The organism is Salinibacterium sp. NK8237 (assembly GCF_015864955.1).
Classification (GTDB): Bacteria; Actinomycetota; Actinomycetes; order Actinomycetales; family Microbacteriaceae; genus Rhodoglobus.
Genome location: NZ_JADYWE010000003.1, coordinates 39096 through 64512 on the forward strand (window position 1 = coordinate 39096; position 25417 = coordinate 64512).

Annotated in this window: 27 protein-coding genes; 12 read left to right on the top strand and 15 right to left on the bottom strand. The window is 62.0% G+C overall.

Annotation, left to right across the window (positions count from 1 at the left end):
• Nucleotides 1–42: 42 nt before the first annotated feature.
• Together I6E56_RS13715 and I6E56_RS13720 are read left to right on the top strand one after the other, a co-directional pair.
• The gene (locus I6E56_RS13715) at nt 43–1035 is read left to right on the top strand and encodes an NAD-dependent epimerase/dehydratase family protein (RefSeq protein WP_197139094.1); all 993 of its coding nucleotides are present in this window, start codon (nt 43–45) and stop codon (nt 1033–1035) included.
• Nucleotides 1036–1104: 69 nt separating this feature from the next.
• Nucleotides 1105–1878, top strand: a complete 774-nt coding sequence (locus I6E56_RS13720; RefSeq protein ID WP_197139095.1) for an SDR family oxidoreductase — start codon at nt 1105–1107, stop codon at nt 1876–1878.
• Here I6E56_RS13720 and I6E56_RS13725 read toward each other — a convergent pair.
• Nucleotides 1875–3404: an MFS transporter gene (locus I6E56_RS13725; protein ID WP_231606731.1), complete on the bottom strand. Its 1530-nt coding sequence runs from the start codon at nt 3402–3404 to the stop codon at nt 1875–1877. The genes I6E56_RS13720 and I6E56_RS13725 overlap by 4 nt on opposite strands.
• A 44-nt stretch (nt 3405–3448) precedes the next feature.
• Here I6E56_RS13725 and I6E56_RS13730 point away from each other — a divergent pair, with 44 nt between their 5' ends.
• From I6E56_RS13730 to I6E56_RS13745, 4 genes are all read left to right on the top strand, one after another.
• Nucleotides 3449–4117, top strand: a complete 669-nt coding sequence (locus tag I6E56_RS13730; protein ID WP_197139096.1) for a uracil-DNA glycosylase — start codon at nt 3449–3451, stop codon at nt 4115–4117.
• A gap of 80 nt (nt 4118–4197) precedes the next feature.
• Nucleotides 4198–4704 (top strand): GNAT family N-acetyltransferase, encoded by a 507-nt coding sequence (locus I6E56_RS13735; protein WP_197139097.1) that lies wholly within the window; start codon nt 4198–4200, stop codon nt 4702–4704.
• 89 nt (nt 4705–4793) lie between these two features.
• Entirely contained in the window at nt 4794–5351 is a 558-nt protein-coding gene (locus I6E56_RS13740; protein ID WP_197139098.1) for a type IV toxin-antitoxin system AbiEi family antitoxin, read from the top strand.
• Nucleotides 5348–6196, top strand: a complete 849-nt coding sequence (locus I6E56_RS13745) for a nucleotidyl transferase AbiEii/AbiGii toxin family protein (protein ID WP_197139099.1) — start codon at nt 5348–5350, stop codon at nt 6194–6196. Before I6E56_RS13740 ends, I6E56_RS13745 begins: the two co-directional genes overlap by 4 nt.
• Nucleotides 6197–6488: 292 nt before the next feature.
• Here I6E56_RS13745 and I6E56_RS13750 read toward each other — a convergent pair whose 3' ends face one another.
• The 3 genes from I6E56_RS13750 to I6E56_RS13760 are packed head-to-tail and all read right to left on the bottom strand — an operon-like array spanning nt 6489 to nt 8502.
• Nucleotides 6489–7259 carry an ABC transporter permease gene (locus I6E56_RS13750; protein ID WP_197139100.1) on the bottom strand — a complete coding sequence of 257 codons (771 nt, stop codon included), beginning with the start codon at nt 7257–7259 and terminating at the stop codon, nt 6489–6491.
• Nucleotides 7256–8146: an ABC transporter ATP-binding protein gene (locus I6E56_RS13755; protein WP_197139101.1), complete on the bottom strand. Its 891-nt coding sequence runs from the start codon at nt 8144–8146 to the stop codon at nt 7256–7258. Before I6E56_RS13755 ends, I6E56_RS13750 begins: the two co-directional genes overlap by 4 nt.
• Nucleotides 8143–8502: a GntR family transcriptional regulator gene (locus I6E56_RS13760; RefSeq protein ID WP_010205039.1), complete on the bottom strand. Its 360-nt coding sequence runs from the start codon at nt 8500–8502 to the stop codon at nt 8143–8145. Before I6E56_RS13760 ends, I6E56_RS13755 begins: the two co-directional genes overlap by 4 nt.
• A 141-nt stretch (nt 8503–8643) precedes the next feature.
• Here I6E56_RS13760 and I6E56_RS13765 point away from each other — a divergent pair, with 141 nt between their 5' ends.
• The 3 genes from I6E56_RS13765 (at nt 8644) to I6E56_RS13775 (ending at nt 11174) form a co-directional block, all read left to right on the top strand.
• Nucleotides 8644–10059, top strand: a complete 1416-nt coding sequence (locus tag I6E56_RS13765; protein ID WP_197139102.1) for an amidase — start codon at nt 8644–8646, stop codon at nt 10057–10059.
• A 153-nt stretch (nt 10060–10212) separates the two neighbouring features.
• Complete coding sequence (locus tag I6E56_RS13770; protein WP_197139103.1) at nt 10213–10635, top strand: hypothetical protein; 423 nt, start codon at nt 10213–10215, stop codon at nt 10633–10635.
• Nucleotides 10636–10820: 185 nt separating this feature from the next.
• A complete protein-coding gene (locus I6E56_RS13775; RefSeq protein WP_010205043.1) occupies nt 10821–11174 on the top strand; it encodes a siderophore-interacting protein in 354 nt (117 codons plus the stop codon).
• Nucleotides 11175–11195: 21 nt separating this feature from the next.
• Here I6E56_RS13775 and I6E56_RS13780 read toward each other — a convergent pair whose 3' ends face one another.
• From I6E56_RS13780 to I6E56_RS13790, 3 genes are read right to left on the bottom strand one after another with little or no spacing between them, the layout of a single operon-like run.
• Nucleotides 11196–11663 carry a hypothetical protein gene (locus tag I6E56_RS13780; RefSeq protein WP_307842871.1) on the bottom strand — a complete coding sequence of 156 codons (468 nt, stop codon included), beginning with the start codon at nt 11661–11663 and terminating at the stop codon, nt 11196–11198.
• On the bottom strand, nt 11660–13072 hold the full coding sequence (locus I6E56_RS13785) for an NAD(P)/FAD-dependent oxidoreductase (RefSeq protein WP_197139104.1): 1413 nt from the start codon (nt 13070–13072) through the stop codon (nt 11660–11662). The genes I6E56_RS13780 and I6E56_RS13785 overlap by 4 nt, the downstream gene beginning before the upstream one ends.
• A gap of 58 nt (nt 13073–13130) precedes the next feature.
• The gene (locus tag I6E56_RS13790) at nt 13131–13931 is read right to left on the bottom strand and encodes a crotonase/enoyl-CoA hydratase family protein (RefSeq protein WP_197139105.1); all 801 of its coding nucleotides are present in this window, start codon (nt 13929–13931) and stop codon (nt 13131–13133) included.
• 84 nt (nt 13932–14015) lie between these two features.
• Here I6E56_RS13790 and I6E56_RS13795 point away from each other — a divergent pair, with 84 nt between their 5' ends.
• Complete coding sequence (locus tag I6E56_RS13795) at nt 14016–14333, top strand: DUF4333 domain-containing protein (protein ID WP_197139106.1); 318 nt, start codon at nt 14016–14018, stop codon at nt 14331–14333.
• Here I6E56_RS13795 and I6E56_RS13800 read toward each other — a convergent pair.
• From I6E56_RS13800 to I6E56_RS13825, 6 genes are all read right to left on the bottom strand, one after another.
• Complete coding sequence (locus I6E56_RS13800; protein ID WP_197139107.1) at nt 14291–15154, bottom strand: arginase family protein; 864 nt, start codon at nt 15152–15154, stop codon at nt 14291–14293. The genes I6E56_RS13795 and I6E56_RS13800 overlap by 43 nt on opposite strands.
• Before the next feature lie 24 nt (nt 15155–15178).
• Complete coding sequence (locus tag I6E56_RS13805) at nt 15179–15916, bottom strand: PspA/IM30 family protein (RefSeq protein ID WP_197139108.1); 738 nt, start codon at nt 15914–15916, stop codon at nt 15179–15181.
• Between the two features lie 37 nt (nt 15917–15953).
• Nucleotides 15954–17987 (bottom strand): TPM domain-containing protein, encoded by a 2034-nt coding sequence (locus I6E56_RS15240; RefSeq protein WP_197139109.1) that lies wholly within the window; start codon nt 17985–17987, stop codon nt 15954–15956.
• A 57-nt stretch (nt 17988–18044) separates the two neighbouring features.
• Nucleotides 18045–18782, bottom strand: coding sequence for a hypothetical protein (locus tag I6E56_RS13815; RefSeq protein ID WP_197139110.1), 738 nt, complete (start codon nt 18780–18782; stop codon nt 18045–18047).
• Nucleotides 18775–19314, bottom strand: coding sequence for a sigma-70 family RNA polymerase sigma factor (locus I6E56_RS13820; RefSeq protein ID WP_197108966.1), 540 nt, complete (start codon nt 19312–19314; stop codon nt 18775–18777). The genes I6E56_RS13815 and I6E56_RS13820 overlap by 8 nt, the downstream gene beginning before the upstream one ends.
• 104 nt (nt 19315–19418) lie before the next feature.
• The gene (locus I6E56_RS13825; RefSeq protein ID WP_197139111.1) at nt 19419–21248 is read right to left on the bottom strand and encodes a phosphoenolpyruvate carboxykinase (GTP); all 1830 of its coding nucleotides are present in this window, start codon (nt 21246–21248) and stop codon (nt 19419–19421) included.
• Nucleotides 21249–21373: 125 nt separating this feature from the next.
• On the opposite strand from I6E56_RS13825, the gene I6E56_RS13830 reads away from it, so the two are divergent.
• Nucleotides 21374–22810, top strand: a complete 1437-nt coding sequence (locus I6E56_RS13830) for a helix-turn-helix domain-containing protein (RefSeq protein ID WP_197139112.1) — start codon at nt 21374–21376, stop codon at nt 22808–22810.
• 31 nt (nt 22811–22841) lie between these two features.
• On the opposite strand, the gene I6E56_RS13835 is transcribed toward I6E56_RS13830, so the two are convergent.
• Nucleotides 22842–23282 carry a rhodanese-like domain-containing protein gene (locus I6E56_RS13835; RefSeq protein ID WP_197139113.1) on the bottom strand — a complete coding sequence of 147 codons (441 nt, stop codon included), beginning with the start codon at nt 23280–23282 and terminating at the stop codon, nt 22842–22844.
• 81 nt (nt 23283–23363) lie between these two features.
• Between I6E56_RS13835 and I6E56_RS13840 the strand changes: the two genes are divergently transcribed.
• Entirely contained in the window at nt 23364–24026 is a 663-nt protein-coding gene (locus tag I6E56_RS13840) for a pentapeptide repeat-containing protein (protein WP_197139114.1), read from the top strand.
• A gap of 51 nt (nt 24027–24077) precedes the next feature.
• Here the strand turns inward: I6E56_RS13840 and I6E56_RS13845 are convergent, their stop codons facing one another.
• Nucleotides 24078–25358, bottom strand: a complete 1281-nt coding sequence (locus I6E56_RS13845) for an NAD(P)-binding protein (RefSeq protein ID WP_197139115.1) — start codon at nt 25356–25358, stop codon at nt 24078–24080.
• Between the last annotated feature and the right edge of the window lie 59 nt (nt 25359–25417).

Here is a 25417-nt window from a genome sequence, read left to right on the forward strand (position 1 = left end):
ATTGAACCGACTGTTCGCTGCAGAAAACATTTCAGGAGACAAATGACCACCGTTCTCGTTACCGGCGCCTCAGGCTTCATCGCCAAACACATTGTTCGCGAATTGCTGGCGAGTAACTACTCGGTGAAAGCTGCCGTGCGCTCCGGAACGCGACAGGCTCAGGTCGAGGCTTTGTTTCCCGGTGCCGACCTGAGCTTTGTCTCTCTTGATCTGCTCTCTGACGAGGGTTGGGCCGAGGCGATGGCCGGGGTAGATGTGCTTCTTCACACCGCGTCACCCTTCCCGGTGGATGAGCCTAAGGACCCCCAGGAGCTGATTCGCCCAGCGGTGGAGGGCACTCGGCGGGCGCTCGTCGCCGCGCAGGCAGCGGGGGTGCACCGCGTCGTTCTCACCTCAAGCTGTGCCGCAATCTATAAGGATTCGACTAAGCCGCGAATGGATGTCTCGACGCCCGCAAACTGGACGGACCCGACGCATCCTGACACCACCGCTTATGAGGCATCCAAAACCTTGGCAGAGCGAGCGGCGTGGCAGTTCGTGGCCGAGCATCCTGAAATGCAGCTCACCACGATCAACCCCGGCGCGGTCTTTGGCCCGCCGATGGATGAGCACTACGGCACTTCTTTGGCGTACGTGGAGCGCTTTCTGGGAGGTGTCGATCCGGCCTACCCCAAGTCGAATCTCCCGATTGTGGATGTGCGCGATGTTGCCCGCATGCACGTTGCAGCAATCGACACCGCGGCAGCGATCGGCAAACGGTATCCGGCGAACGCGGGTGCGATGATGATCGCCGAAGCCAGCACCGTGCTCAAGAATGTCTATCCGGAGCGCAAGATCACTACCCGGCAGCTGCCCAACTGGCTCGTGAAGATTGTGGCTCCCTTTAATCCCGCGGTGCGGGCGCTGGCCGGCTCCATTCAACGCAACCTCGATGTTGATGGTTCTGATGCTCCGCGCGACCTTGGGTTCACTTACATTTCCTCCACCGACGCCATCCTGGCCTCCGCCGAATATCTGATCGCGAACGAACGCTAGCGAGCTCTCGGCGTGAGCGAGCGCGGCATCCGGTGGCTAGCCACCGCCCGAAGCCACTACCGTTAAAGCATGGCGATCAAGCGAGTAGTAGTTACCGGCGCAAGTTCAGGAATCGGCGAAGCGACTGCACGTCGTTTTGTGAAACATGGCTGGCAGGTGGTTGCTGTCGCCCGACGGGAGGAACGGCTTGCGGCGCTCGCGGCCGACACCGGCGTCGACACCTTCGTTGCCGACGTGACGAAACAGGATGACGTCGAGGCGCTCGCTGCCTACCTGCGTGAGCTTGGCCCCATCCACGCGCTCGTCAACAATGCCGGTGGCGCGCTCGGCGTCGCGAGTGTTGAAGAGAGCGACGCGGATGACTGGATCCGGATGTTCGACGTCAACGTTGTGGGAACCAAGCGAGTAACCAGCGCACTCTTGCCGCTGTTGCGCGAAGCAATCGTTGAGGGCGACACGGCGAGCATCCTTATGATCACGTCAATCGCAGCCTCAGTGCCGTACGAGGGTGGCAGCGGGTATAACGCCGCTAAGTTTGCTCAGCACGCCCTCACCGCTGTGTTGCGGCTAGAGCTCGCGGGGGAGCCGATCCGGGTGATCGAGGTTGCTCCCGGCATGGTGAAGACAGAAGAATTTGCGCTCGTTCGTTTCGGCGGCGATGCAGCCAAGGCCGACACCGTCTATGACAATGTGCCCGACCCGCTGGTCGCCGATGACATTGCCGAGGCGATCGTGCACGCTCTCGAGCTGCCGCCGTTCGTCAACCTTGACCTCGTCACGATTAAGCCGGTCGCTCAGGCGGCACCCTTCAAAATGATCCGCGGTGAGCTGAAGGTTCGTTAGTCGTTGCTGTTTCCGGGGGCTGCCGCAGGTTCGGCGCTCTCGGTCGCAGTGTCGTCCGCTGCGGCCGCTGCTACTGGAACGAGCTCGTCGATCTCGTCCACGACATCGGCGAACGCCAGCTTCGGCACCAAGAACAACAGCACGGCGGCGACGAGTGCACCAACACCGCAGATGGTGAACACCGTCAGATAGCCGAACAGGCTTGAGGCGGTTTCGGTGACAGCGGATGCCGCCCCGGCCAAAAGCACGATCGCGAAGATCGCCGAGGCGAACGAGCCACCAATTGTCTTGGTCGTGTTGGTGAGCGCGGTCGCGATGCCCGTCTGGCCTCGCGGTGCTGCTGCTGCGGCCGCAGCGGGTAGGGCGCCGACAAGCGCACCCGAGCCAAGACCTGCGATGCTCATGTTGAGGAAGACACTCAGTGCTGTCGCGTGGAACGGCAAGAACATCAAATAGCCAGCTGCCACGAAGAAGGTGGCCACGATGAGTGCGACGCGCGGGCTCTTCCACTTCGACAGAATCGGGAACAGCAGTGCGCCCACAATCATCGAAACGAGGTAGGCGCCGATGATGTACGAAATCTCATCCGATTCCATGCCGAGGCCGTACCCGTTGATCGGGTCGGTGCCGGCGAAGGTCGCGAGCGGCGCCTGAGCGCCGAGCAAGCTAATGCCGACGAGTCCCGCCGTGAGCTGAATGGGCCACATGCTCGGGTCGCGCAGCATCCGAAGATCGATCGCGGGGTCTTTCTGGCGCAGTTCGTAACGACCCCACGGGATGAAGGTCGCGACACCGGCGAGCATGACGAGGTAAACCCACCACGCCTCGGGCCCATTGATGCGCAAGAATGTGAGCCCCGACGTGATGAGCAGCAGGCCGATCGTGAGGATCACAAAGCCCCAGAAATCGAGAGTGCGGCCCGGCAGCGGTTTCGATTCGGGAACGCCGAACAGGATCACGAAGAAGACGATGGTCACTGCGATGGCCGGGACCATCAGCGTTTGCTGCACGTTCTCGCCGAAAGCCTTGAAGATGCGGCCGCCACCGAGGGCGCCCATGATGGCACCGGCTTCGAGAGCAACCACGAGGAATCCTGCGGCCCGACGGGTCTGGGATGCACCCATGCCAGTGACGCGTCCGCGGTCAAAGATCAGCGCGACTTCGAGCGGGAGCCAGACAACGTAGAAACCTTGCAGAGCCCACGCAATCAAGAAGCTCGTGAAGTCACCCGTGAATGCCAGCCACCAGGTTGCGCCGGCGGTCAGAACGGTCGAAATGAGCAGGATGCGCTTGTGCCCGTGCATGTCGCCGAGCTTCGCCAAAATGGGCACCACAATGGCGCTCAGCAGCAACTGCGCAGCTTCGAACCAGTTGAAGTCAGCATCGCGGATGCCGAGGTGATCGACAATGTCCGGGATCAGCGGGATGTAATACCCCTGAATGATTCCGCTCACCAGCTCGACAAAGAAGAGGTAGCCGATGAGGCCCATCGTGATGGCCCCGGATTTTCCGCGCAGGAATGACATGAACGGATGCTATCGGTAGACAGGGCGCGCATTAGCGTAGTGACATGGACTTGAGCAGTGTCGACCCCGGGTGGTCTCGCGAATTACACCCGTTAGAGGGTCAACTGAAGGCGATCACGACGTTCCTTGACGCTGAAACTGCTGCCGGGCGGCCGTGGCTTCCCCAACCGGATGTCGTACTGCGCGCCTTCGAAGCGCCCTTCGATGACGTGCGGGTGCTCATCGTCGGCCAAGACCCGTATCCGACGCCCGGGCACGCCGTGGGGCTCGCGTTCTCGGCCGACCGGGCGGTGCGACCGCTACCGCGGAGCCTCGCCAACATCTACAAGGAACTGAACGACGACCTCGGCATCCCGCCCGCTGTGCACCCCGATCTGAGCGCGTGGCAACGCCAAGGCGTGTTGTTGCTTAACCGGGTGCTGACGGTGCAGGCGGGCCAGACGGGCTCTCATCGTCGTCACGGCTGGGAAGAGATTACAGCCCACGCGATTCGGGCGCTCGCGGCGAGGCCGCAACCACTCGTTGCCGTGTTGTGGGGCAAGGATGCGGCATCCGTTGCGCCGTTGCTTGGCGATACGCCGGTAATCGTGAGCGCGCACCCGAGCCCGCTGTCTGCGAGCCGCGGATTCTTCGGTTCGAAGCCGTTTAGTCGAGTGAACGCTGCGCTCGAGGCGCAAGGCGCTGCACCTATCGACTGGCGCGTTGACCGGTAGATCGACCCCTAAAATTAAGGTCGCGTCACCCCTCACCCCTCACCACTTGCATCATTTGTCACGACACCTCGGGAGCAGCCATGGCACACCACTTTAGAGACGCCATCGCAGCGGATGACGCGGCGCTCGCCGACATCTACGGCCATTATGTGAGCACGACCGTCGTCACTTTCGACATCGTCGAGGTCACGCCCGAGATCATGACCGCCAAACGAGCCGGCGTTGAAGACTCGGGCCTACCGTTCATCGTTGCGGTCGACGACAATGAGCGAGTGCTTGGCTATGCCGCCATGTTCCCTTGGCGCCCCAAGGCTGCCTACAAGCACACCGTCGAAGGGTCGATCTATTTGTCGCCGGCCGCCACCGGTCAGGGCGTGGGCGGCGCACTGCTCACCGAACTGCTCGATCGCGGACGGCAGATCGGCATCCGCGAAGTCATTGCCGTGATCTCGGATGAGGGCACCGAGGCTTCCGTGCACCTTCACCAGAAGCTGGGCTTCGAATCCATCGGGCACCTCAAAGGCGTCGGCTTCAAGTTCGACCGCTGGGTCGGCACGTACCTGCTGCAGAAGTCGCTCGACGCGTAGCGCTGGCACAGGTACGGCCACTCAGAAACGAAACGAAACGTAGCCAGCTAGAGTTAGCTGTGTACATTTCGTTTCGTAAAGGAGGGGTGATGAAAGTAGTCAGGCCGAAATCTGCTGAGAGCGCCGAGACAAACCGGAGCGGTCTCTACCGTGATGCACAAGCGGGGAAATGGGAACGGATCGCACGCGGTCTCTATCTCCCCGTCGGTTCGCCTGCGGCAGACTGGGACCAGATTGAAGCTTCAGCGCGGCGTCCTGAAGCGACAATTTGTCTCGTTTCCGCCCTCGCGTACTACGACCTCACTGACGCCATCCCCGCTGAGCTCGATGTCGCCATCCCCCGAGGAGCGCGCGCACCGGTCAGTGACGGGGCCATCCGTTGGCACCGGTTCGACAAAGCCACCTTCGGCATCGAGCGCAACGAAATTGCCATCCCGGGAAGCTCCCACACCATCGGTATCTACACGCCTGAGCGCACCATTGCCGATTGTTTCCGTCTGCGAGCAATAACTGGCTATGAAATTCCTCGAGAGGCGCTCAAAGAGTGGCTCCGCCGCGGAGGTAAGCCAGCCAAGCTCGTGCAGGCTGCTGTACAGCTGCCGCGCACCAAGACCCCAGTCTTGGCCGCTTTGGAAGCTCTCTCGTGAATGGCGACGAAGTCTTTCGTCGAATCCAAGCAGCTGCGCGAGCGAGCGTTGCTGCGAACGGTTCTCCTGCGCCCACACAGGAGTACCTAATTCGTCACTCGCTGGAGTCATTCCTCGACAGACTCAACCGCACCGTGCACGCGCCCGACTTCGTGCTGAAAGGGGGACTACTGCTCGGGGCGTACGGGGTTCGCCGTCCGACCAAAGATGCAGACTCAAACGCGATAGCGGCGGATGTCACTCCAGAACATCTCAGCCAGGTAGTGCGCGACGTCGCAGCCGTTGATGCAGGTGACGGGGTTGAGTTCTTGCTCGATACGCTCAACATCGCAGAAATTCGAGACGACGCTGACTATCCAGGCGTGCGCGTTCGTGTGCAGGTAACAGTAAGCAGCTGGCAGGGCGTTGTGGCATGGGACGTATCCGCTGGGGATCCCATCGTCCCGGCTCCGCGTGAGGTCACGTTGGAGCGAATTCTCGGAAACCCCATCAGGCTGGTCGGATATGCGCCGGAGTCGACTGTCGCCGAGAAAGGGGTCACGATTTTAGAAAGAGGCATTGCGAGCACTCGCTGGCGGGATTACGTCGATATCGTTACGCTCAGTGGCGCCGGTCTCGACGCTGCAGAGCTCCTCAAAGCAGTGCGCGCAGTGGCCGCCTACCGGGAAGTGAGTCTGTCACCGATCGCCCCGATTCTCCAAGGATATGGCGCATTGAGTCAGCCAAAGTGGGCAGCATGGCGCAAGAAAGAACGCTTACAAGACGTCTGCGCAGAAAAATTGGACGATCAGATTGCACAAGTCGCGGCCATCCTCGACCCAATCTTCGAACAAGGCTCTGAATGATCAGGCACTGCATTCGTTGCTGAGCGAGGCCGCTAGCTCGAAGACATAGCGATCCTCCGCATACCCCTCGATCAATCGACGGTCAACCAGGTTCCTGCAAAGATATCGGAGGTCTGTTGCATGGGCGAAAGGTTGTCCTCGGTTTGGGTGGATTTCTCTTTCAGGCATACCTGACCCGAGTGGCACCCTAGAAGCGGCTTGCTTGGTCATTGACGCCGGATGCCCGGCCTCCCGGAAGGGGAGAGCCGGGCATCCGCGTCTCTGAGTTGTTCTAGCAACCGCAGCCTTAGAGCTACGCCGCGTTGCGCGGGGTTGCCCGTCGCAGCAGCACGAAGCCGGCGACGCCGCTGATCGCGGTGAGCACGAGGCTCCAGGCGGCGACGCCGAGTACGCCGAGGTCGACCAGTGTGGAGCCCACGGCAGCCCACGAGTCGGTAAAGGTGGTCAGCGCGATCAGGCCGACGAGGAGCGCCCCGACGATGATGAAGAACATCGTGACGCCGGTTGCCTTCCACCGCACCCAGACCGCAGCAATCGCGGAACCGAAGAAGAGGAAGAACAGGAACAGCACGAACGTAACGAAGATGCGTTCCGGCGCAGATTCACCGAAATAAATCGGTGCAAACATCGTTCCGCCCATGCCCCAGCCGTTTGTTGCCTTTTCGATTGCTCCGAGCACGGTGAGACCTGTTGTGTAGATCACGGCAAGAGCGATGAAGGCGAGAGCGCTGCCGAGGTAGTAGTCGCGACGAGTGACGCCGTAGCCGAGTGCAAACGGGAACGTGATGCTGATCGCTTGAATCGCCACCACCATCATGTAGATGAAGATGAAGAAGCTGGATCCACCAAATTCTGTTCCCTCGAGTGCGCCTTCTCTTTGCTCGGGAGAGAGCGCCGAGTAGATCAGCCACCAGATCGTGAGCGACCCGACAAAGATCACTCCGAGAATGATCCACGGTAAGCCGAGGGTCGTCCAGGGGTTGGCGAAGTGCAGTTTCGTGACGCGCGTGATGCGCTTCAGGGGGCTTGCCGGCTGGGCGAGAGCCGTTGTTGTGGTGGTCATGCGCTGGCCTCGAATTCCTTGGTCTCGGTGCGGGTGAGTTGGATGATGAGCTGCTGCAGCGACACCGGTGACAGTTCCAGCCCGGCAGCGTGTGCGTCGCGGCGCTCGCTCTCGCTAAGCCCGGCGACGGTGACAGAGCTGAGCCCGCCGATACCGTCGCGGTGCAACACTTCGCGGTCGCCGATGAACGCCTCGACGGCGGTCTTCATGCCGACAACGTTGGTGGCGCGATTGCGGAGAGTTTCGGCATCCTCGTTGATGAGGAGTTTGCCTTCGTCGATCACGAGAACGTGTTCGAGCAGGTTGCTGACCTCGTCGATGAGGTGAGTGGAGAGGATCACGGTGCGCGGGTGGGCGGCGTAGTCCTCAAGAAGGCGGTCGTAGAAGATTTGGCGAGCCACGGCATCCAACCCCAGGTAGGGCTCATCGAAGAAGGTGAGCGGGGCGCGCGAGGCGAGGCCGACGATGACGCCGATGGAGGAAAGCTGGCCGCGCGAGAGTTTCTTGATGCGGCGGTCGAGGGGGAGGCGGAAGTCGGCGATCAGTCGATCGGCGAATTCTTGGTCCCAGTTGGCGAAGAACCACGGGGCAGTTTTAAAGACGTCTTTGGGGCGGAAGTCTTCGGGGTAACGCTGGCTCTCTTTGATGAAGCAGGTGTTCTGCAGAACCTTGGCGTTCTCGACCGGGGGTTGACCGAACAGCGAGATGGAGCCGCTCGAGGCGAACTCTTGGCCGGTGAGCAGCTGCATGAGCGTGGTCTTGCCGGCACCGTTGCGACCGAGCAGGCCGTAAATCTTGTTCTTTTCGACCGTGAAGCTCACGTCGTTGACGGCGTTTACTTTGCCGAAGTGCTTGCTGAGGTTAGTGACCTCGATGGTGGGGGTCATGAGTTGTTCGCCTCCTTGGCGATCATCTGGGTGAGTTGGGCAGAGTCGATGCCGAGCTTTTCTGCCTCGGCCAAGAGGGGGCGAACGTACTCGCTGCTGAAGCTGTCGCGGCGGGCACCTTTGAGTTGTTCTTGAGCGCCGGCGGCGACGAACATTCCGATTCCTCGTTTCTTGTAGAGAATTCCTGCATCGACGAGCACGTTCACGCCTTTGAGGGCGGTCGCGGGGTTGATGCGATAGAAGGCTGCGAACTCGTTGATCGAGGGAGCCTGGCCTTCTTCGGGCAGTGCGCCGGAGATGATGTCGTTCTCAATGTTCTCGGCGACCTGCGCGAAGATGGGGCGAGAGTCATCCATGTGAGCCTCCTTTCTGAGTGCGGGTGGTGATCTAGCGGTGCCGCGGTGATGCGGTAACAGTACGGCGGCTAGTTGGTTAGTTGGTGATGTAACTAACCAACCAGCATCGCGGGTTGTTGTCAACCCCCTTAGGCTGAATCCGTGTCAGAACTTCATCGCCTCACCGCCCTTGAGCAGCTCCATCTCGTGCGAGCGGGCGAGGTGAAGCCCAGCGAACTCGTGGAGTGCTATCTCGATCGCATCGAACGGCTGAACCCTGAGCTTGGTGCCTTTACGGTCGTGACTCCGGATGCTGCGCGCCAGCGTGCTGCGGAGCTCGAGGCCTCTGGCTCCCGCGCCTCCGCCCTCTGGGGCCTGCCCTCGGGCGAAAAAGACTTGTGGGCCCGCGCCGGAGTGCGCACCGCCTACGGATCGCGCGCCTTCGCCGACTTCGTGCCCGAGGTGTCGGATGAGATCGCCGACGTTCTCGATGCCGCCGGCGCAATTAGCCTCGGCAAAACCGCGACTCCCGAATTCGGCCTCCCCGCCTACACCGAACCACTTTCGGATGCCCCGGCTGTGAACCCCTGGGACACCTCGCTGGGCTCCGGCGGCAGCAGCGGGGGAGCGGCGGTCGCTGTCTCGGCCGGTCTCTTGCCGTTCGCGCCCGGCTCGGACGGTGGTGGCTCGATTCGCATCCCCGCCGCGGCGACCGGACTCGTCGGGCTCAAGCCTTCGCGTGGTCGCGTGCCCGCGGGCAGCGGTTTCGGTAGTCTCGGCCAGCTCCCGGTGGCCGGGCCGCTGGCTCGCACCGTGGCAGATGCCGCGTTGCTCCTCGATGGCATTGCCGGCCCTTCACCCTTCTCTGTTGGTCCGCCCACGTGGGACGGCGGCGCCTTCCTCAACGCCGCGATCCGCGGTGAGGGCACCTTCAACATTGGCGTCATGACAACCTCACCGTGGGATGAGACCTACGAGATCAGCGTCTCGCCCGCAGCTCAGGATGCTCTCACCCTCGCCCGCAGCGCGCTCGACCAGCTCGGCCACGGCAGCGAAGACTTCGCGCTCGACCCCTCACCCGAATACGCCGAAGCCTTCACGGTGCTGTGGCAAGCGGGGGCTGCCGGGATCCCGCTCGATGGTGAACAACTCGAGCTCGTGGAACCCCTCACGAAATGGCTCATCGAAAGCGGACGTCGGATGAGCGCGCGCGACGTGGGCGTCGCCATCGCGACCCTGTCCCGGTTCGAGCGCAGCGTCATCCGCCAGTTCTCGACCTACGACGCTGTGCTGACCCCGGCGATGGCTATGACCCCACGCCCGCTCGGCTGGTTTCATGCCGAGGATGCCTTCGAGAACTTTGCAAAGCAAGTGCAGTACACACCCTGGACGAGCTTCGTCAACGTCTCAGGCCTGCCCGCAATCAGCCTCCCCGTGCACGAAACCGCGGAAGGGCTGCCAATGGGCGTGCAGCTCATTGGCCGCCCCGGTCGCGAGGACGTGTTACTCGCGATTGGTGCGCAGCTCGAGCGGCGCTTCCAGTGGGGCTCAAGGCATCCGGTGGCGTTTGGGGCTTAGCCCCTCGCCGAAATGCGGCTTCTGGGCGGCGCGCTGCTATAGCTCAGTCCCATGGGACGGATGGCGCACGGCCCTAAAACGGGGTGATTTCTCTTCGTAGCTGTGCGTCGTACGCTCATTACAAACGCTGATGCGAGAGTCATGAGGATGTCGATGTTTCGACCAGTACCCCGCCAGCCCACGATGATCGATTCGGAGCGTGGGTTTAGCTGGCGCTCACTCGGCGCCACCGAGCGAGGCCTAGTAGAGATCGCGGCTCTCACCATCAACGGAGTCGAGATCCCATACGAGTACCGGGTCGAAGAGAGGCGCGACGAGCCGGCGCCGTGGTACGACATCGAAATCGGCAGTTTCGGCAGTAGCATTGCGGGTCAAGTGCAACGCGGTCTCACGAAACACCGATGGGCGTCTGACACCGAGCGTGAAGGGGCAGTTTTGATTGCGATCGAAGCGACTCTGGCTTGGTTCCCGGGCGGTCGCGGTGTGGCTCGCGGAGATGGGAATATGAGGGCAACCTTCGGAGGTCGGCAGTATCGCCTTAGTGACTTCGGTCCCTACTTCGGTTGCCCTGCCTGAGCCCGCCCCGCGGGCTCGATGGCATTCGGCAGGCAGTTGTTCAGACCACCGCCGATGCTAGGAAGCTCGCGAGCACTCTGAGCCACCCGACGGTGCCGAGATCCTTTTAGGCCGCTGAAACTCATGGCTTGGAGTCCGCCGAGAGGGCTTCGTAATTTAGGTAAGGCATGCCTATACTGGGATCAATGTTTCCCGAACTCTTCACCCCGCAGATCGCCTGGAATCCCCAGTCGGCTGACCGTGTGCTGCTCGCGGGAGACGAGACCTCGATCGACGCAATATCGATGATTCTCGCGACATTGCCGGCCCGTTCACGCGGCCAAGTGTTCATCGAGGTTGACTCGGCTGACGACATCCAGCCGCTATCGGCTCCTGGTCGTTTCAGCGTGTGCTGGTTGCTGCGCGAACGCGGCCAAAGCGTTGCCCGTTCGGTCGATGCGTGGCTCAGCGAAATGCTGCCGGTGAGCGCATTCGGCGAGAGCACCGTTTACGCGTGGGTTGCCCATCAGGGCCCCGCACGCCTGCTCAGTTCGAACTAGCTCGCGCCCAGCATCCGCCTACTAGTTCTCCGTGCTGTCTTTCGGCGCACGCGATGATTTCGCGCGCACATACCCGCCCAACTCCAGCCCCGCCTCCACCTCAAAGCGGTTCGTCAGCGGGTTCTGCCCGGCCAGCAGATACAGCGGAATAAACCACAGCCCATACTTGCGCCACTGCTTGCGGTGCACAGCCTCATGCGCCAACACGTTATCGCTCGCGTTGTCGCAGGTGAGATACACGGCGCCAATCGTGGTGCCGCCGCGACCGAAGGCCCAGCGAGGCACGTGCTCGGCAACGATAACGCCGCCTTGAGAACGCACCCGCAGTCCGCTCAGCACGCCACCCCACAGCAGCCCGGATGCTGTAGCAAACCAGTAGCCAGGTCGCGTGACCACGGGGTGCAGCAGCACTCGCTGAGCGCGCGGACTGTGTTCGGTGCGCGCGAGAGCGTGCCCGAACCGCGTGCCCAGCGTTAGTGCTCGGCTCACGGACGCCCGATCGTTTCGAGCAGTCGCAGCCACACCTCACTGATCGTGGGGTACGAGGGAACCGCGTGCCACAGGCGCGCGATGGGAACCTCGCCGACGATGGCGATGGTGGCCGAGTGCAGCAACTCCGCGACATCCTGACCCACAAAAGTTGCGCCAATAATGACCTGACGTTCGCGATCAATTACGAGTCGTGCGTGGCCTTCGTAGCCGTCGGCCTGCAGGCTCGCGCCGGCAACCCACCCGATGTTGTAGTCAACGACCTGGGCGTCAATGCCCTGCTTCTCGGCGTCGTGCGACATCACACCGACCGAAGCAACTTCGGGGTCGCTAAACGTGACTTGCGGCACAGCGCCGTGGTCGGCGGTCGCAACATGCGCACCCCACGGGGCGTCATCTACAGGTTTGCCGTTGGCGCGCGCGGCAATCACATCACCGGCAGCACGAGCCTGGTACTTGCCCTGATGAGTGAGCAACGCACGGTGGTTGACGTCACCGACGGCGTACAGCCAGTCAGTGTTGTGCACGAGCATCGTGTCGTCAACCGAGAGCCAGTCGCCCGGAGTTAGGCCAACGCTCTCAAGCCCAATGTCGTTCGTACGCGCGGCGCGACCAGTGGCAATCAGAACTTCGGATGCCGTGAAGGTGGCATCGTCGGTTGTGATCACGACACCGTCAGCGGTGCGTTCCACGCTCGTGGGGGAGGCCGCGACGATGGTGACACCGCGCTCCTTGAGTGCCTTCGCCACCATTTCGCCGGCGAAGTCTTCTTGACCGTGGAGCAATCCGCTGCGGGCAAACAGGGTGACTTCGGCACCGAGGTCGAGGTAGGCAGTGGCCATCTCGACGCCCACAACGCCGCCGCCGATGATCGCGAATGATTCGGGAACAACTTTCACCGAGGTCGCTTCACGCGGGGTCCACGGCTTCGCGTCGATCAACCCGGGAATGTTGGGGAGCTTCGGGTCGGAGCCGGTCGCGACGACCACCGCATGATTGGCAGTCAAGGTCTTCACAGTTCCGTCGTCAGCTGTAATGGTGACCTTCTTCTCTCCGTCGAGGCGAGCGTGACCACGCTCGAGCCCGATTCCCGCTTTCTTCACCCACTTCACCTGACCAGCGTCATCCCAATTGCTGGTGAAGCTGTTGCGGCGGGCGAGGAGCGCTTCAACGTTGATGCCACCGGTGACGGCTTCGGCGGCACCCGGTAGCTTCTCGACCGCCCGCAGAGCGAGACCGCTGCGGATGAGGGCCTTCGACGGCATGCACGCCCAGTACGAACACTCACCACCCACGAGTTCGCTCTCGATCAGTACGACGCTGAGCCCGCCCTGAACGGCGCGATCTGCAATGTTTTCACCAACCGCTCCGGCTCCAATGACAATGACATCCCAGTTGTTCTCGGTCATTTCGAACTCCTTCGCGGTGGTGGTGCGCGTGTTGCCGGGGTTGGTTGTGCCGGCGATCCTACTTGCCGATGAACTCGGCGGTCGTGCGGGTCATGAACGCTTCCATGCCAATTCTGGCATCTTTACTCTGGGCGACCGCTACGAGGGCGGGCTGAAGGCCAGCCTCAGCCGCTGCATCGCCCTCGCGAATCGCGAGGTTGGCGTTGGCGAGCGCTGCCTCCACTGCCAAGGGAGCCTGGGCTGCGACGCGGTGCGCCAGTTCGAGGCCACGCGCGTACTGCTCGCCGTGCGGAACGACCTCTTGCACCATCCCGATTCGGTACGCCTCGGCGGCGTCGAAGCTGTCACCAGTGAGAATCCAGCGCATCGCATTCGACCAGCCAACCTGGCGGGGGAAGCGGATAGTGGCGCCGCCGAACGGCAGGATGCCACGCGATACTTCAACCTGACCGAAGACGGTCGAGTCGGCGGCAACCGCAATGTCGCTCGCCAGCAGCAGCTCGATACCGAGGGTGAGGCACGTGCCCTGCACCGCAATCACGACAGGCTTCGAGAGCTTTTCGCCCGAGACCTGCCACGGGTTGATGCCGCCCTCGGGAACCATATCGAGCCCATCCGCTCCGATGCGGGGGCCGATGTCGGCAAGGTCGAGGCCGCCAGTGAAGTGGTCGCCGTGAGCAAAAACGAAACCTGCCCGCAGCTCGGGATCGCGCTCAAGCTCGCCATAGGCCAGCGCGAGCTGCTGCAACATCTCCATGTCGGCGGCATTGCGCTTATCGGTGCGATTGAGTCCGATGAGCAAGACGTATCCGTCTCGCTCCACAGTGATTTTCGGCGTGCTGGTGTTGGCGTCAGTCATGTCTTCAGACTACGACTCACCGACTGTTCTGTCGCCGGATGCTGGCGATAAGCTCATACCCACACCAACTTTTCGGAGGCTCCTGTGTTGCGTTCCGCAATCCTCGTACTCACGCTCGCGTCGACGGCGCTCATCGCCGGCTGCTCGAGCGAGCCTCCAGTCGAAGTCCCCGCAAGTGAGATCGCTGCCACGGCAGCAGGCGCGCTTGAACAGACCACGGGAGAACTGCCCGAAATGGACTGCGGTGACGACAGCATCCCGCTCAAGAACGGCACCAAGCTCGATTGCGTGCTCACCGACACCACGCTCGATGAAGACTTCGACAGCCGTGTCACACTCAGCGATGTCGACGGCGCGAACTACTCGGTTTCTGTCGAGGTTTCTGAAGAACCACGCGAATGAGTGTTGGCGCTGCTGAGGGCGCCAATCAATCGCAAAATGGTCGGCAGATCATCCACGGCATGGGCTGCGGATGACGGAGCAAACTCGGTAATACCCGCTCCCGCAAGCGGGAACTTCGCGAGCACCGCGCGAATGGCCTCGGTGAGCGCGGACGCTTCGAGCCCGAACGGCACGGGGGAGCCGAGCCCAGCCAGTGCGGCAGGATCGAGCACGTCGAGGTCGATGTGCAAGTAAACGCTGTCGGCACCGGTTGCGGTGATGGCATCGAGCAACGCTTCCGTTGAGAAGGTGGCGGGGCCCAGCATCCGGATGTCGGATTGCGTGATGTATTCATCTTCAGCAGTGTCGATCGAGCGCACTCCGGCCAGAATGACCCGATCAGCGCGCACCGGATGCTCGGGAACAAGTTCTGCCGGCCCATCACCCAGCAGGGTGCGCAACACCATGCCAGTGAAGGCGCCAGACGGGCTGGAAGCCGCAGTGTGCAGATCGGGGTGCGCGTCAAACCACACCACGGCCGGTTGCTGAGCACTCACATGCTCGATTGCGGCGAGTTCAACGCCACAGTCACCACCAATCGTGAGGTGGGGTGTGTCGTCAGCAGCGAGAGCGTTGCGGGTGCGGTCACGCACGAGCAACAGCGAGCTGTAGCGGTGGATGCCCGTGCCCTGGTGGTCGCCCGCCTCAAGCGGGATATCGACGGAGCGAGTCGCTGCGGAGGGAAGATCTCCCCGAATCGACTCGGCTCCGTCGACCAGCTGCATGGCTCGAGAAGAACCCGAGCCTTGCCACTGGGGCACGACAACATAAGTGAGTGCCATGGTGTGAACTTTCGTGCGGGCGAACTATTCGCCGGCGGTGAGTGCTTGAGCGCCGCCAGCCTTGAGAGCAGCGAGTCGTGCTTCAACTTCGGTGACCTTGCCGAGGTCTTCGAGACCTTCGAACTGAGCATCCAGGCTGGATGCTGCAAGCTCCTGCTGACCGAGAACCTTGGCTTCTTCGCGACGGATCTTGTCTTCGAAACGACCGAGGTCACTCGTGGGGTCGAGGAGGTCGATCGACTTGAGAGCGTCGTGAACCTGCGACTGAGCTTCGACAGTCTTGGAACGAGCGACAAGCTCGTCGCGCTTCGCGGTGAGTTCGCTCAGCTTGGCGCGCATTCCGTCGAGGCCGCTCTTGAGCTGGTCAACGACCTGCGTCTGCGAGGCGATCGTGGGGGCAGCAGCGCGAGCTTCGTTTTCAGCGGAAACCTGACGTCCGATCGCGATCTTGGCAAGGTTGTCGAACTTGTCGGCGTCAACGGTGTTGCCGGCAGCACGGAGTTCGTCTCCCTTGACGCTGGCGGCGAGAGCCTTGCGACCCCAGTCGGAGGCAGCTTCGCGGTCTTCGGCGTGGTCCTGCTCCATGAGGCGCAAATTGCCGATGGTCTGAGCGACGGCGCTCTCCGCATCCGCAATGGAGTTGGTGTAGTCACGAACCAGCTGGTCGAGCATGAGCTGCGGGTCCTCAGCCTGATCGAGGATTGAATTGATGTTCGCCTTCACCATTTGTGAAATACGACCGAGAATCGACTGCTTTGCCATGCGAAGTGCCTTTCGTGAGTTTTCGAAGAAACCGTACTTAGAATCTACCGCCGCGACTGCGACCGCCACCACTGCGTCCAGCACTTCCACCGGAACGTCTACCGCCGCCACCCGAGAATCCTCCCGAGCGGGAGCCCCCGCCCCACGAACCGCCACTGGACGGTCGTGACGACCGCGATCCGAGGCTGCCACCGATCAAACCACCGATGATGCCGCCCAAGAGGTCGCCACCGCCGCTGCCGCCAACCGCGCCACCCAGGCCGCCAAGCATTCCCGAACCGGAATTGCTGCCCGTAGAGAACTGCGACACCTCACGCTGAGCGAGGTCATAGGCGCTTGCCGCCAACTGGTCAGCCTGGCGCGCATGCGTCAACGCCGTCACAGGGTCGGACGTCTGCAAAGCCAACGCCTGCTTGAACTGACGGTCTGCTTCGCTGATTCTCGTTCGTGCCGTCGCCCCCACACCGCCGCGGCGGGTGGTGATGAACTGCGCCGTGGTCGTAATGCGGGACTGCGCTGCGGCCAAAGCCGCCGACAGCTGCGTAGCGGCGTGGGCGAAGGCCGCCTGCTGATCGCGCACGCCGACAAAAACTGTCTCGAGCGCCGCATTGGCATCACCCAGAGTGCTGAGGCTCGCCACCGGGTTGTCCGTCGCGGACTGCGCCGTCGCGAGAGCCGCTTCGGCAGCCGCGATCGCCGGCTGCAACGCTCCGGCAGTGGCATCGTTCGGCAGCGCGCGAGCAGCAGCAATATCGCCCGTGGTGTCAGTGATCGTGGCTGCAAGCTGCGTCTCGGCAGACTGGAGCTCTGTCGAAAGGGAATCGACGGCATCCATGAGTTGGATGGCCTGGCCGAGTTCTGCTTGAGCCGTGCGAACACCGACGGCGGCCTCGCTCGGCTTCTGCGCCTCGATGGCAGCGCTGGCGGCGGTGGAATCGGCAACCGCCGAGGCGAGCAAGGCGCGAGCGCGTTCACCATTGTCAGTCACGGCTTCGATAGCACCCGGCGCATAGCGACCGCGGAGCGCTTCGAGGGCGCTCTCGGTTGCGGGCAAACGCTCCGAAGCCTTCGCGATCAGCGTGGACGTCTCGGCGAGGGCTGCGGGGGCATTCGTTTCGAGCTTGCGCAGTTCCTCAAACGCGGCCGCTTGAGCATCAAGCAAATCGTCTGCTCGCTCGCACAGCTCGATGATCTCGATTGTCATCGCCCGCTTCTGCTCAGCAGTCTCAGGCTCACTATCATCGAGCTTCTGGCGGATGCGGAACGCCTGCGCCACCGCAGCGCTCGCCTCTTTCAGCGATGCTGCGAAGTTAGTCGTGGCCGCCGCGCCAAACTGGGCCTCAGCAAAACCGAGCTCTTGTTCGCTCGTCTTGAGCGAGTCATCCAGCTCGACAAGCGCACTGCCGGCCCGGCGGTCGAGTTCCTCTTGCGACACGCTCTCGACAGGGGTACCAGCAGCTGCACCTTTTTTGCCGCGGCGGCGAACACGGTAAAACACGTAAGCGCCAACACCAACCACAGCCGCGCCGCCCACAATCGGCAACACCGAAATACCGCCACTCGATGACTCGGTCGTGCCGGAGTCCGTGCCTGTGCCTGTGCCCGCAGCGATATCGCCCGCGAGCGAATTTGCGCCCGCGATCGCAGCCTGTCCCCAGTTATCGTCGCGCAGTTGCGCCTCAATGGCGGCTTCCGCTGCATCCAACTGGGCATCGCTCAGAGACGTGTCGGTGCTTACCTGAAGCGAATACTGGCGAGTGTCGACTGCCACCGCGAGAAGCACATCGTTGCTACCGAACCCATTAGCTTCGGCTGTGGCATCCGCCCAATCAATGGGAGACGACGGGTTAGTGAACTCGTCGACATACACAACGAAGAGTTGGATGCCGGCCCGGTCATACAACGAATCCAGTGCGTCGGTGACGTCGCCGCTATCGCCCGCAAGCACCCCAGCGGAATCGACGACATAGGCGCCATCGAGGCTCACTGGGTCGTCGGCCAGGGCAGGGGTTGCGGTTAGCAAAGCTAATGCCGCAGCGAGGGCAAAAACAGTGCCCAATCGTGCCTTCACAGGATGCTCCTTCGTCGACAAAAGTGACACGGCGAGTCTAACGACAGGAACCTTGGGTTATTGCAGAACGATCGGCATCTGTTCGCTGCGTACCTCAGCGGCGGCGCCGTCGGCTGGGTCGGTGGGAACGAATGCGAGAGTGCTGCTGACCGCATACGTGCCGGGGTCAACCATTCCGCCCGTGTCGATGGTGGTGCAGTCGTAGATGGCGATAGCCACGGGGAATTCGATGCTTTGGCCCGGCTGCAGGTTGATGGGCATCACCGACAGAATCTGTGCGTCGGGGCTGTGGGAAATCACAATGGAGTTGTCGAGGAGATTGACGTCAGGCACCGATGCGGTTGTTCCCTGCACGGGGGCATTCGACTCATTCGTCAGACGTACCGTTCCGAAGGCACTGCCCGAGGCCACAACCTCTGCGGCAAGTTCGAGTTCGAGCGTTAGGCCGAAGGGAGACGCGGACTCTTCAGGAATGGTCGCACCGCATAACCCAAAACCCAGAGAATCGTCGGGAGATGCTTGGGCTGCTCCGGCGTCCGAGGAATCTGCTGCCGACTCTGGGGAGGAATCCTCTGCCAGCACGCTCACGGCCGTAGTGCTGTTCGTGAACAGCGGCAGCACGCTGGCTCCCGTAAAGATCAGCGAACCAACCGCGAGTGCGCCGGCAACGCCGACAGCCCACTGGCGCGGACGACGACGCGACTTGCTTCGTGAAATAACAGCGGCTGTATCAATAGCTATGGCGGGCGGTTCGCCCGACGTCAGGTGTGCGCGAAGCTCGTTCTCATCAACCACGGTGGCCTCCTACGGTGTCGGCAGCATCGCGATCAAGGCTCACAGCCATGCGGCCGAGGGCGTCGCTCAAATAACGTTTTACAGCCCCTGAGCTGATATCTAGCGTCGCAGCGATGTCGTCCACCTTGAGGTCTTCGTAGTAACGCAGCACAACGCAAGCGCGCTCGCGGGGCCGCAACTTCATCAGCTGAGACTGCAAATCTAATCGAGCCTCGGTGTCGGCGTCCGCAGATTCGTGGATGTCGGGCTCCACCGTGAGGTGGGCAATCTTGCGCCAGCGGCTGATCTTTCGACCGCGGTCAAGGTAGGTGTTCAGAATCGCTCGACGCACATAGGCTTCGGCGCTGGCGATGCCAAAGCCGTTGCGTAGGCGGCCGAATGTTTTCACGAGGGCATCGTGCACAAGGTCGGAGGCGTCGTCGCGGTTTCCCGAAATCAGGTACGCGTAGCGCGTTAGTGCTTCGCCGCGCTCTTCGACGAGTTGTGTAACTACGTCTTCCCAGCGGGCAGGGGTGTTTTCGGTCTCAGTCACTGAGCCCCTCCTCGCCGTCGTCTCTATTGTGGCCGAGGAATGGCCAATAGTTAGCGCAATTGTGGTCACACTAGTAAAGACGAACGGCGAGGCGGTTTCGTTGGTTAGCTCTGGAGACGTGTTTTCAGGTGCTCAAGTTGGCGAGAAACTGCGGCAGGAACACGGCCGTCGAAGGTGGCGAAGAATTTTTCGGTAGCTTCGGCTTCGGCCATCCACGAGTCGTTATCGATCGCGAAAAGCTGTTCCATGGTGTCATCGGCGAGTTCGAGACCGTCGATGTTGAGGTCGCCTTCACGCGGCATCAACCCGAGGGCACTTTCGCGGGCGGCAACCGTGCCGTCAACACGGTTGAGAATCCATTCGAGCACGCGCGAGTTTTCGCCAAATCCTGGCCACAAGAAGGAGCCGTCGGCACCCTTGCGGAACCAGTTGACTTGGAAAATGCGTGGCACCGTGCCGGATCCGCGGAGATCCTGACCGACCGAGAGCCAGTGGGCCCAATGGTCTGCCATGTTGTATCCACAGAAGGGCATCATGGCGAACGGATCTCTCCGTAGTTCGCCAATGGTGCCTTCGGCAGCCGCCGTCCGCTCAGATGAGATGGTGGCGCCCAGGTAGACGCCATGCTCCCAATCTCGTGCCTCCACCACTAGCGGCACGTTGGTCGCGCGGCGACCGCCGAAGATTATGGCGTCAATAACGACGCCCTGTGGCGATTCCCAGTCATCTGCGATGCTGGGACATTGTGCTGCTGCCACAGTAAAACGTGAGTTCGGGTGTGCCGACGGGGTGCCAGATTCTGGCGTCCAGTCGTTACCCTGCCAATCGATAAGGTGCTCAGGCGCCTCATCGCTCATGCCTTCCCACCACACGTCGCCGTTATCTTTCAGGCCGACGTTGGTGAAAACGGTGTTGCCCCAGATGGTGTCCATCGCGGTCTCGTTGGTGGCGTAGCCGGTGCCCGGTGCCACTCCAAAGAAGCCAGCTTCAGGGTTGATGGCGCGCAGGCGGCCATCGGCTCCCTTGCCGAGCCACGCGATGTCGTCGCCAATCGTCTCGGCCTTCCAGCCGGGGATGGTCGGCTTGAGCATGGCCAAGTTGGTCTTGCCGCAGGCGCTGGGGAATGCTGCCGCGATGTGGAATACGCGACCGCGGGGGTTGGTGAGCTTGAGGAGCAACATGTGCTCAGCAAGCCAGCCCTCTTCGCGAGCGATCACTGAAGCGATGCGCAGTGCGAATGACTTCTTCGCGAGAATCGCGTTGCCGCCGTAGGCGGAACCGAACGACCAGATTTCGCGAGTCTCGGGGAAGTGGCTGATGTATTTGGTCTGGTTGCAGGGCCACGGCACGTCAGCCTGACCGGCTTCCAGCGGTGCACCGACCGAGTGGATGGCGCGCACCCATTCAGTGGAGTCATCGATGGCATTGAGAACGGCGGTTCCCATTCGCGTCATGATGCCCATGCTCATGACGACGTAGGGGGAGTCCGTTACCTGCACGCCGATCTTGGCGAGCGGGGAACCGAGCGGGCCCATGGAGAAGGGAACAACGTACATCCGACGACCGCGCATGCTGCCGGCGAAGAGGTCGTCAAGCGTGTTGCGCATTTCTGCGGGCTCGGCCCAGTTGTTGGAGGGGCCAGCGTCTACTTCTTCGGCGGAGCAAATGAAGGTTCGGGCTTCGACGCGAGCGACATCACTCGGGTCGCTGCGGGCAAGGTAGCTGTGGGGACGGTACTCGTCGTTGAGGCGGGTGAGCGTGCCGGCGGCAACCATTTCGGCTGCGAGCTCATCTGCTTCCTCGGGGCTTCCGTTGCACCAGACGATTTCGTCGGGCTGTGTGAGGGCGGCGATCTGTTCCACCCACGTGATAACACTGTGATTTGTTCCGTCGGGTGCGGAGAAGTGCGTTCTTGTCATCTCGGCGATGCTCATTTCTACCTTCCGCTGAAGAGTTGTTGTGCTGAAAAAACTGTTGTTATTCGATGATGACCCACTTTTGCTCGCCACGTTGGCGAATCGAGTGGAAAGAATCACCATTCTTTAGTTATAGTGAACGTGTGAATGATCTTGTGACTCTCGGGCAACGCATCCGACATTTCCGCACGACCGCCGGCATGACCCTCGATCAATTGGGAGACAAGGTCGGTGTGGCGGGTAGCCAGCTTTCCCTCATGGAGAACGGGCGGCGCGAACCACGCCTCTCTCTGCTGTCGGCCATTGCAACAGCCGCGGACATCCAACTTTCCGATCTCTTGGAGGAGTCGCCGCCCACTAAACGGGCTGCCCTCGAAATCGAGCTCGATCGCTTACAACGCAGCACGATCTACGCCTCGCTGGGGTTACCCAAGATCCGCCCGTCCAAGGGCATTCCCGATGAGACTCTCGAAGCAATCGTTGGCCTCCACCATGAGCTTTCGACGCGGTCGCGCAAAGCGATTGCCACTCCCGAGGAGGCCCGGCGCGCCAATACCGAGCTGCGCATTCGCATGCGCGCCCTCGACAACTACTTGCCTGAGCTCGAAAAAGAAGCCGAAAAGTTGACGCTCGCCGGAAACCACACCACGGGCGCCTTGACTCACCGGGCCGTGAGCCTGATGGCAGAATCGCTTGGCTTCGAGCTCGTGCACGTGCACGACTTGCCCCACTCCGCGCGCTCGGTAACGGACCTCAAGCACGGACGCATTTACTTGCCCCCGGCATCCATCCCTGGCGGTCACGGCTTGCGCTCCATGGCACTTCAGGCGATGGCGCACCGCGTGCTTGGGCACACCGAACCCACCAGCTACGCCGAGTTCTTACACCAGCGTCTGGAAATTAACTACTTTGCGGCCGCCGTACTCATGCCCTTGAAGCAGTCCGTTGAGTTCTTGAGCGAAGCCAAGACGAATCGCAACATCGCCGTCGAAGATTTTCGGGATGCCTTCGGCGTCACCCACGAAGCGGCTGCGCTGCGCTTCACTAACTTGGCAACCTCGCACCTCGACCTCGAAACGCACTTCTTGCGCGTCGGTGACGATGGGGCTGTCTACAAGGCCTACGAGAATGATGGTCTGCGTCTGCCAGTCGACGTTACGGGATCGGCAGAGGGCCAGTTTGTGTGCCGCAAGTGGAGCGCGCGCACCGCATTCACCCGCACGAATCGCACGACCGAGTTTTACCAGTACACCGACACCCCAGAGGGCAGCTTCTTCGAGTCAGCCCAAACGGGAACAACGGATGCGGAAGAGTTCTCCATCACCATCGGCGTGCCCTTTGCGCACTCGAAATGGTTCCGTGGCCGGGCAACGGATGTGCGCCAGTCGTCAACCTGCCCCGACGAAAGCTGCTGCCGCAAACCCGAAGACGAGTTGCGCGATCGCTGGTCAGGCAACGCCTGGTCGAGCGCCAAGCTGCACGCCCACATTCTCTCGCCGCTGCCCTCGGGAACCTTCCCGGGAGTGGATGACCGTGAGCTCTACGAATTCTTGGAGTCGCACTCGAGCGACGCGCGGTAGGGCGTTCGAGCCGGGCCGAGGCGTCCTGCTGCTAGCAGTCGCAGGAGATCGCTGAAACTGGAGCGGTGAGCGGATCTTTTTCGCGGATGACTGGACCATTGCTATCGGCGACGGGATAGCCTTCGCGCGCCCAGTATTCGAAGCCGCCGATCATTTCGCGAACCTCGTAGCCGAGTCGTGCGAACTCGAGGGCAGCCTTCGTGCCGCCGTTGCAGCCGGGGCCCCAGCAATACACGACAACGGGCATATCGAGGGCGATCTCGCCGCTGGCCCGCTCGCTGATGTCCGCAGTCGGCATGTGCACGGCTCCGATGGCGTGGCCTTGGTTCCAGGCCGCATCGCCTCGGGAATCGATCAACACGAAACGTTCCTGTGTCTCGAGGGCCGCTCCGACATCCGAGGGATCGGTTTCGAAGTCAAGCTTGCGTGAAAAGTGGGCGACTCGGTCAGCGGCAGTTGCGGGAGGCGTCATGGCAACACAGTAGTGGGGAAGCGACGGTGGTGTGGGGTAACTTCGATTCGCGAGACACCCTCACTAGGAGAGAGCGATTACATGGCAAAGAAAGCTGCGACGGCGTCACCGCTCGTGAACGCGCTGATCCTCGAGAATCTGGCTGAAGGCGATGCGACCGAACTGCAAGCCCACGAAAGCTATGACGGCCAGCGGTTTGAGGCATCCGATCTCAGCGATCGGGATCTCTCGGGTGCCTCGTTTTCTGAGTGCGAGTTTTCCGCCGTGGAGGCCAACGGGGCCGACTTTCGGTCGGCGAAGTTCGTCGAGACACGCTTCGAGAAACTCAACGCCCCCATCTTTACGGCACCCCGCTCGAATCTTCGGGATGTGAGCTTCGAGGGATCTCGGCTGGGCTCGGCCGAATTGTACGAATCCACCTGGAAGTCGGTTCGTTTTACCCATTGCCGTATTGGCTACCTAAATCTGCGGGGCGCCCACCTTCAGGATGTGCTGTTTGACGACTGCCTGATCGACGAACTCGACCTCGGCGCTGCCACGGCCAACCGGGTCTCGTTCACGAACACGCAGGTGAACACTCTTGATCTCACCCGCGCTACGTTGGCGAATGTCGACTTGCGAGCTCTTGAGTTGCGCCACGTCGCTGGGGTCGAGCATCTCAAGGGCGCAACCATCAACTCCTACCAACTGGCTGAGTTCGCCCCGATGCTAGCTGCCCACTTGGGCATCGTGCTCGAAGAATAGGTGCGCCCGGCGGGGAAGCGCTGCAAGGCTCTGCTGAGCTGTGGGGCTGGCTCAGCAGCCTCCGCCGCTTGAGCTGCAGCACACTCCAGTTTCCGGAAGCATCAGGCTCACTCGACCAGCGCTCGCAGTATCGCCCGCGATTGCTGCGACCACGGAGCGCACTTGCTCATAGCCAGTAGCCATAAGAAATGTGGGTGCTCGGCCGTAGCTCTTCATGCCGACCACGTAGACGTTCTTCTCCGGATGCGACAGCACGCTGGCACCGTGAGGCTCGACGGTGCCGCAACTGTGCACGTTCGGGTCGATGAGGGGCGCGAGCGCAACGGGAGCCTCAAGCACGGGGTCGAAGCTGAGGTGTAGCTCACGCAGGATGCCGAGGTCGGGGCGAAAGCCGGTGGCGGCGGCGAGAGAATCTACGGTCACAGCTTGTTCGCCATCGGGGTTGTTGCTGATCACGCGCAGTCGACCATCGGGCTCAGGTGCAAGTTCGGTAGTGGTGAAGTCAGTGAGCAAGGTAATCGCGCCGGATTCGACAGCAGCTTTGAGGCGCGTTCCGAGCGCGCCACGACCCGGCAGCTCATCGGCAGTGCCGCCGCCGTAGAGGCGGCGAGCAGAGCGACCGCGAATAGCCCAGGTGATGTCGGTGCCGGGTTCACTGTCGCGCAGCTCGGCGAGAGCCAGCAGCGTGTTGGCCGCTGAGTGGCCCATGCCGATCACGAGGGTGTGCTTACCTGCGAAGCGCGCGCGGTCGCGGCCGAGAACGTCGGGGAGCGGGCCGGTGAGCCAGGCAGCGCTGTCGGCTTCACCTGTCGCGGGGAGTCCGGATGCGCCGATCGGGTTGTTGTGGCCCCACGTTCCCGAGGCATCGATGATCGCCGAGGCGAGGATGTCGTACACGCCATCAGCGGAGTCAACGCGAACTAGGAGCGGTCGGCGCTCGCGGCCCATGGTTGTGGTGGAGTCGATGCCTTGGCGCGACATCCCGATCACGCGACTGTTGTAGCGGATCAAGGGGGCCACTTCGGCGGTAGCGGCGAGGGGAAGTAGGTAGTCGCGCACGAGTTCGCCACCGGTGGGGAGCGCATCGGGATCGGGGGAGACCCAGTTCGTTTTTTCGAGAAGTGTGCGGCCGATGGGGTCAATGTTGTAGGACCAAGCGGAGAAAAGGGAGACGTGGCCCCAGTCGCTGATCGCTGCACCCGCCTGGGTTCCAGCTTCGAGCACGACGGCGTCGATGCCGCGTGTAGTGAGGTTGGCAGCGGCGGCGAGCCCAATGGGCCCAGCGCCGATAACGACGACGGGCAGTGTGGAGGGGGATTGTGCGGTTGTCATTGCTCTCCTTGAAAATCGTCGCCAGCAGCACCACTAGCGCTCGCTCACAATAACAGCAA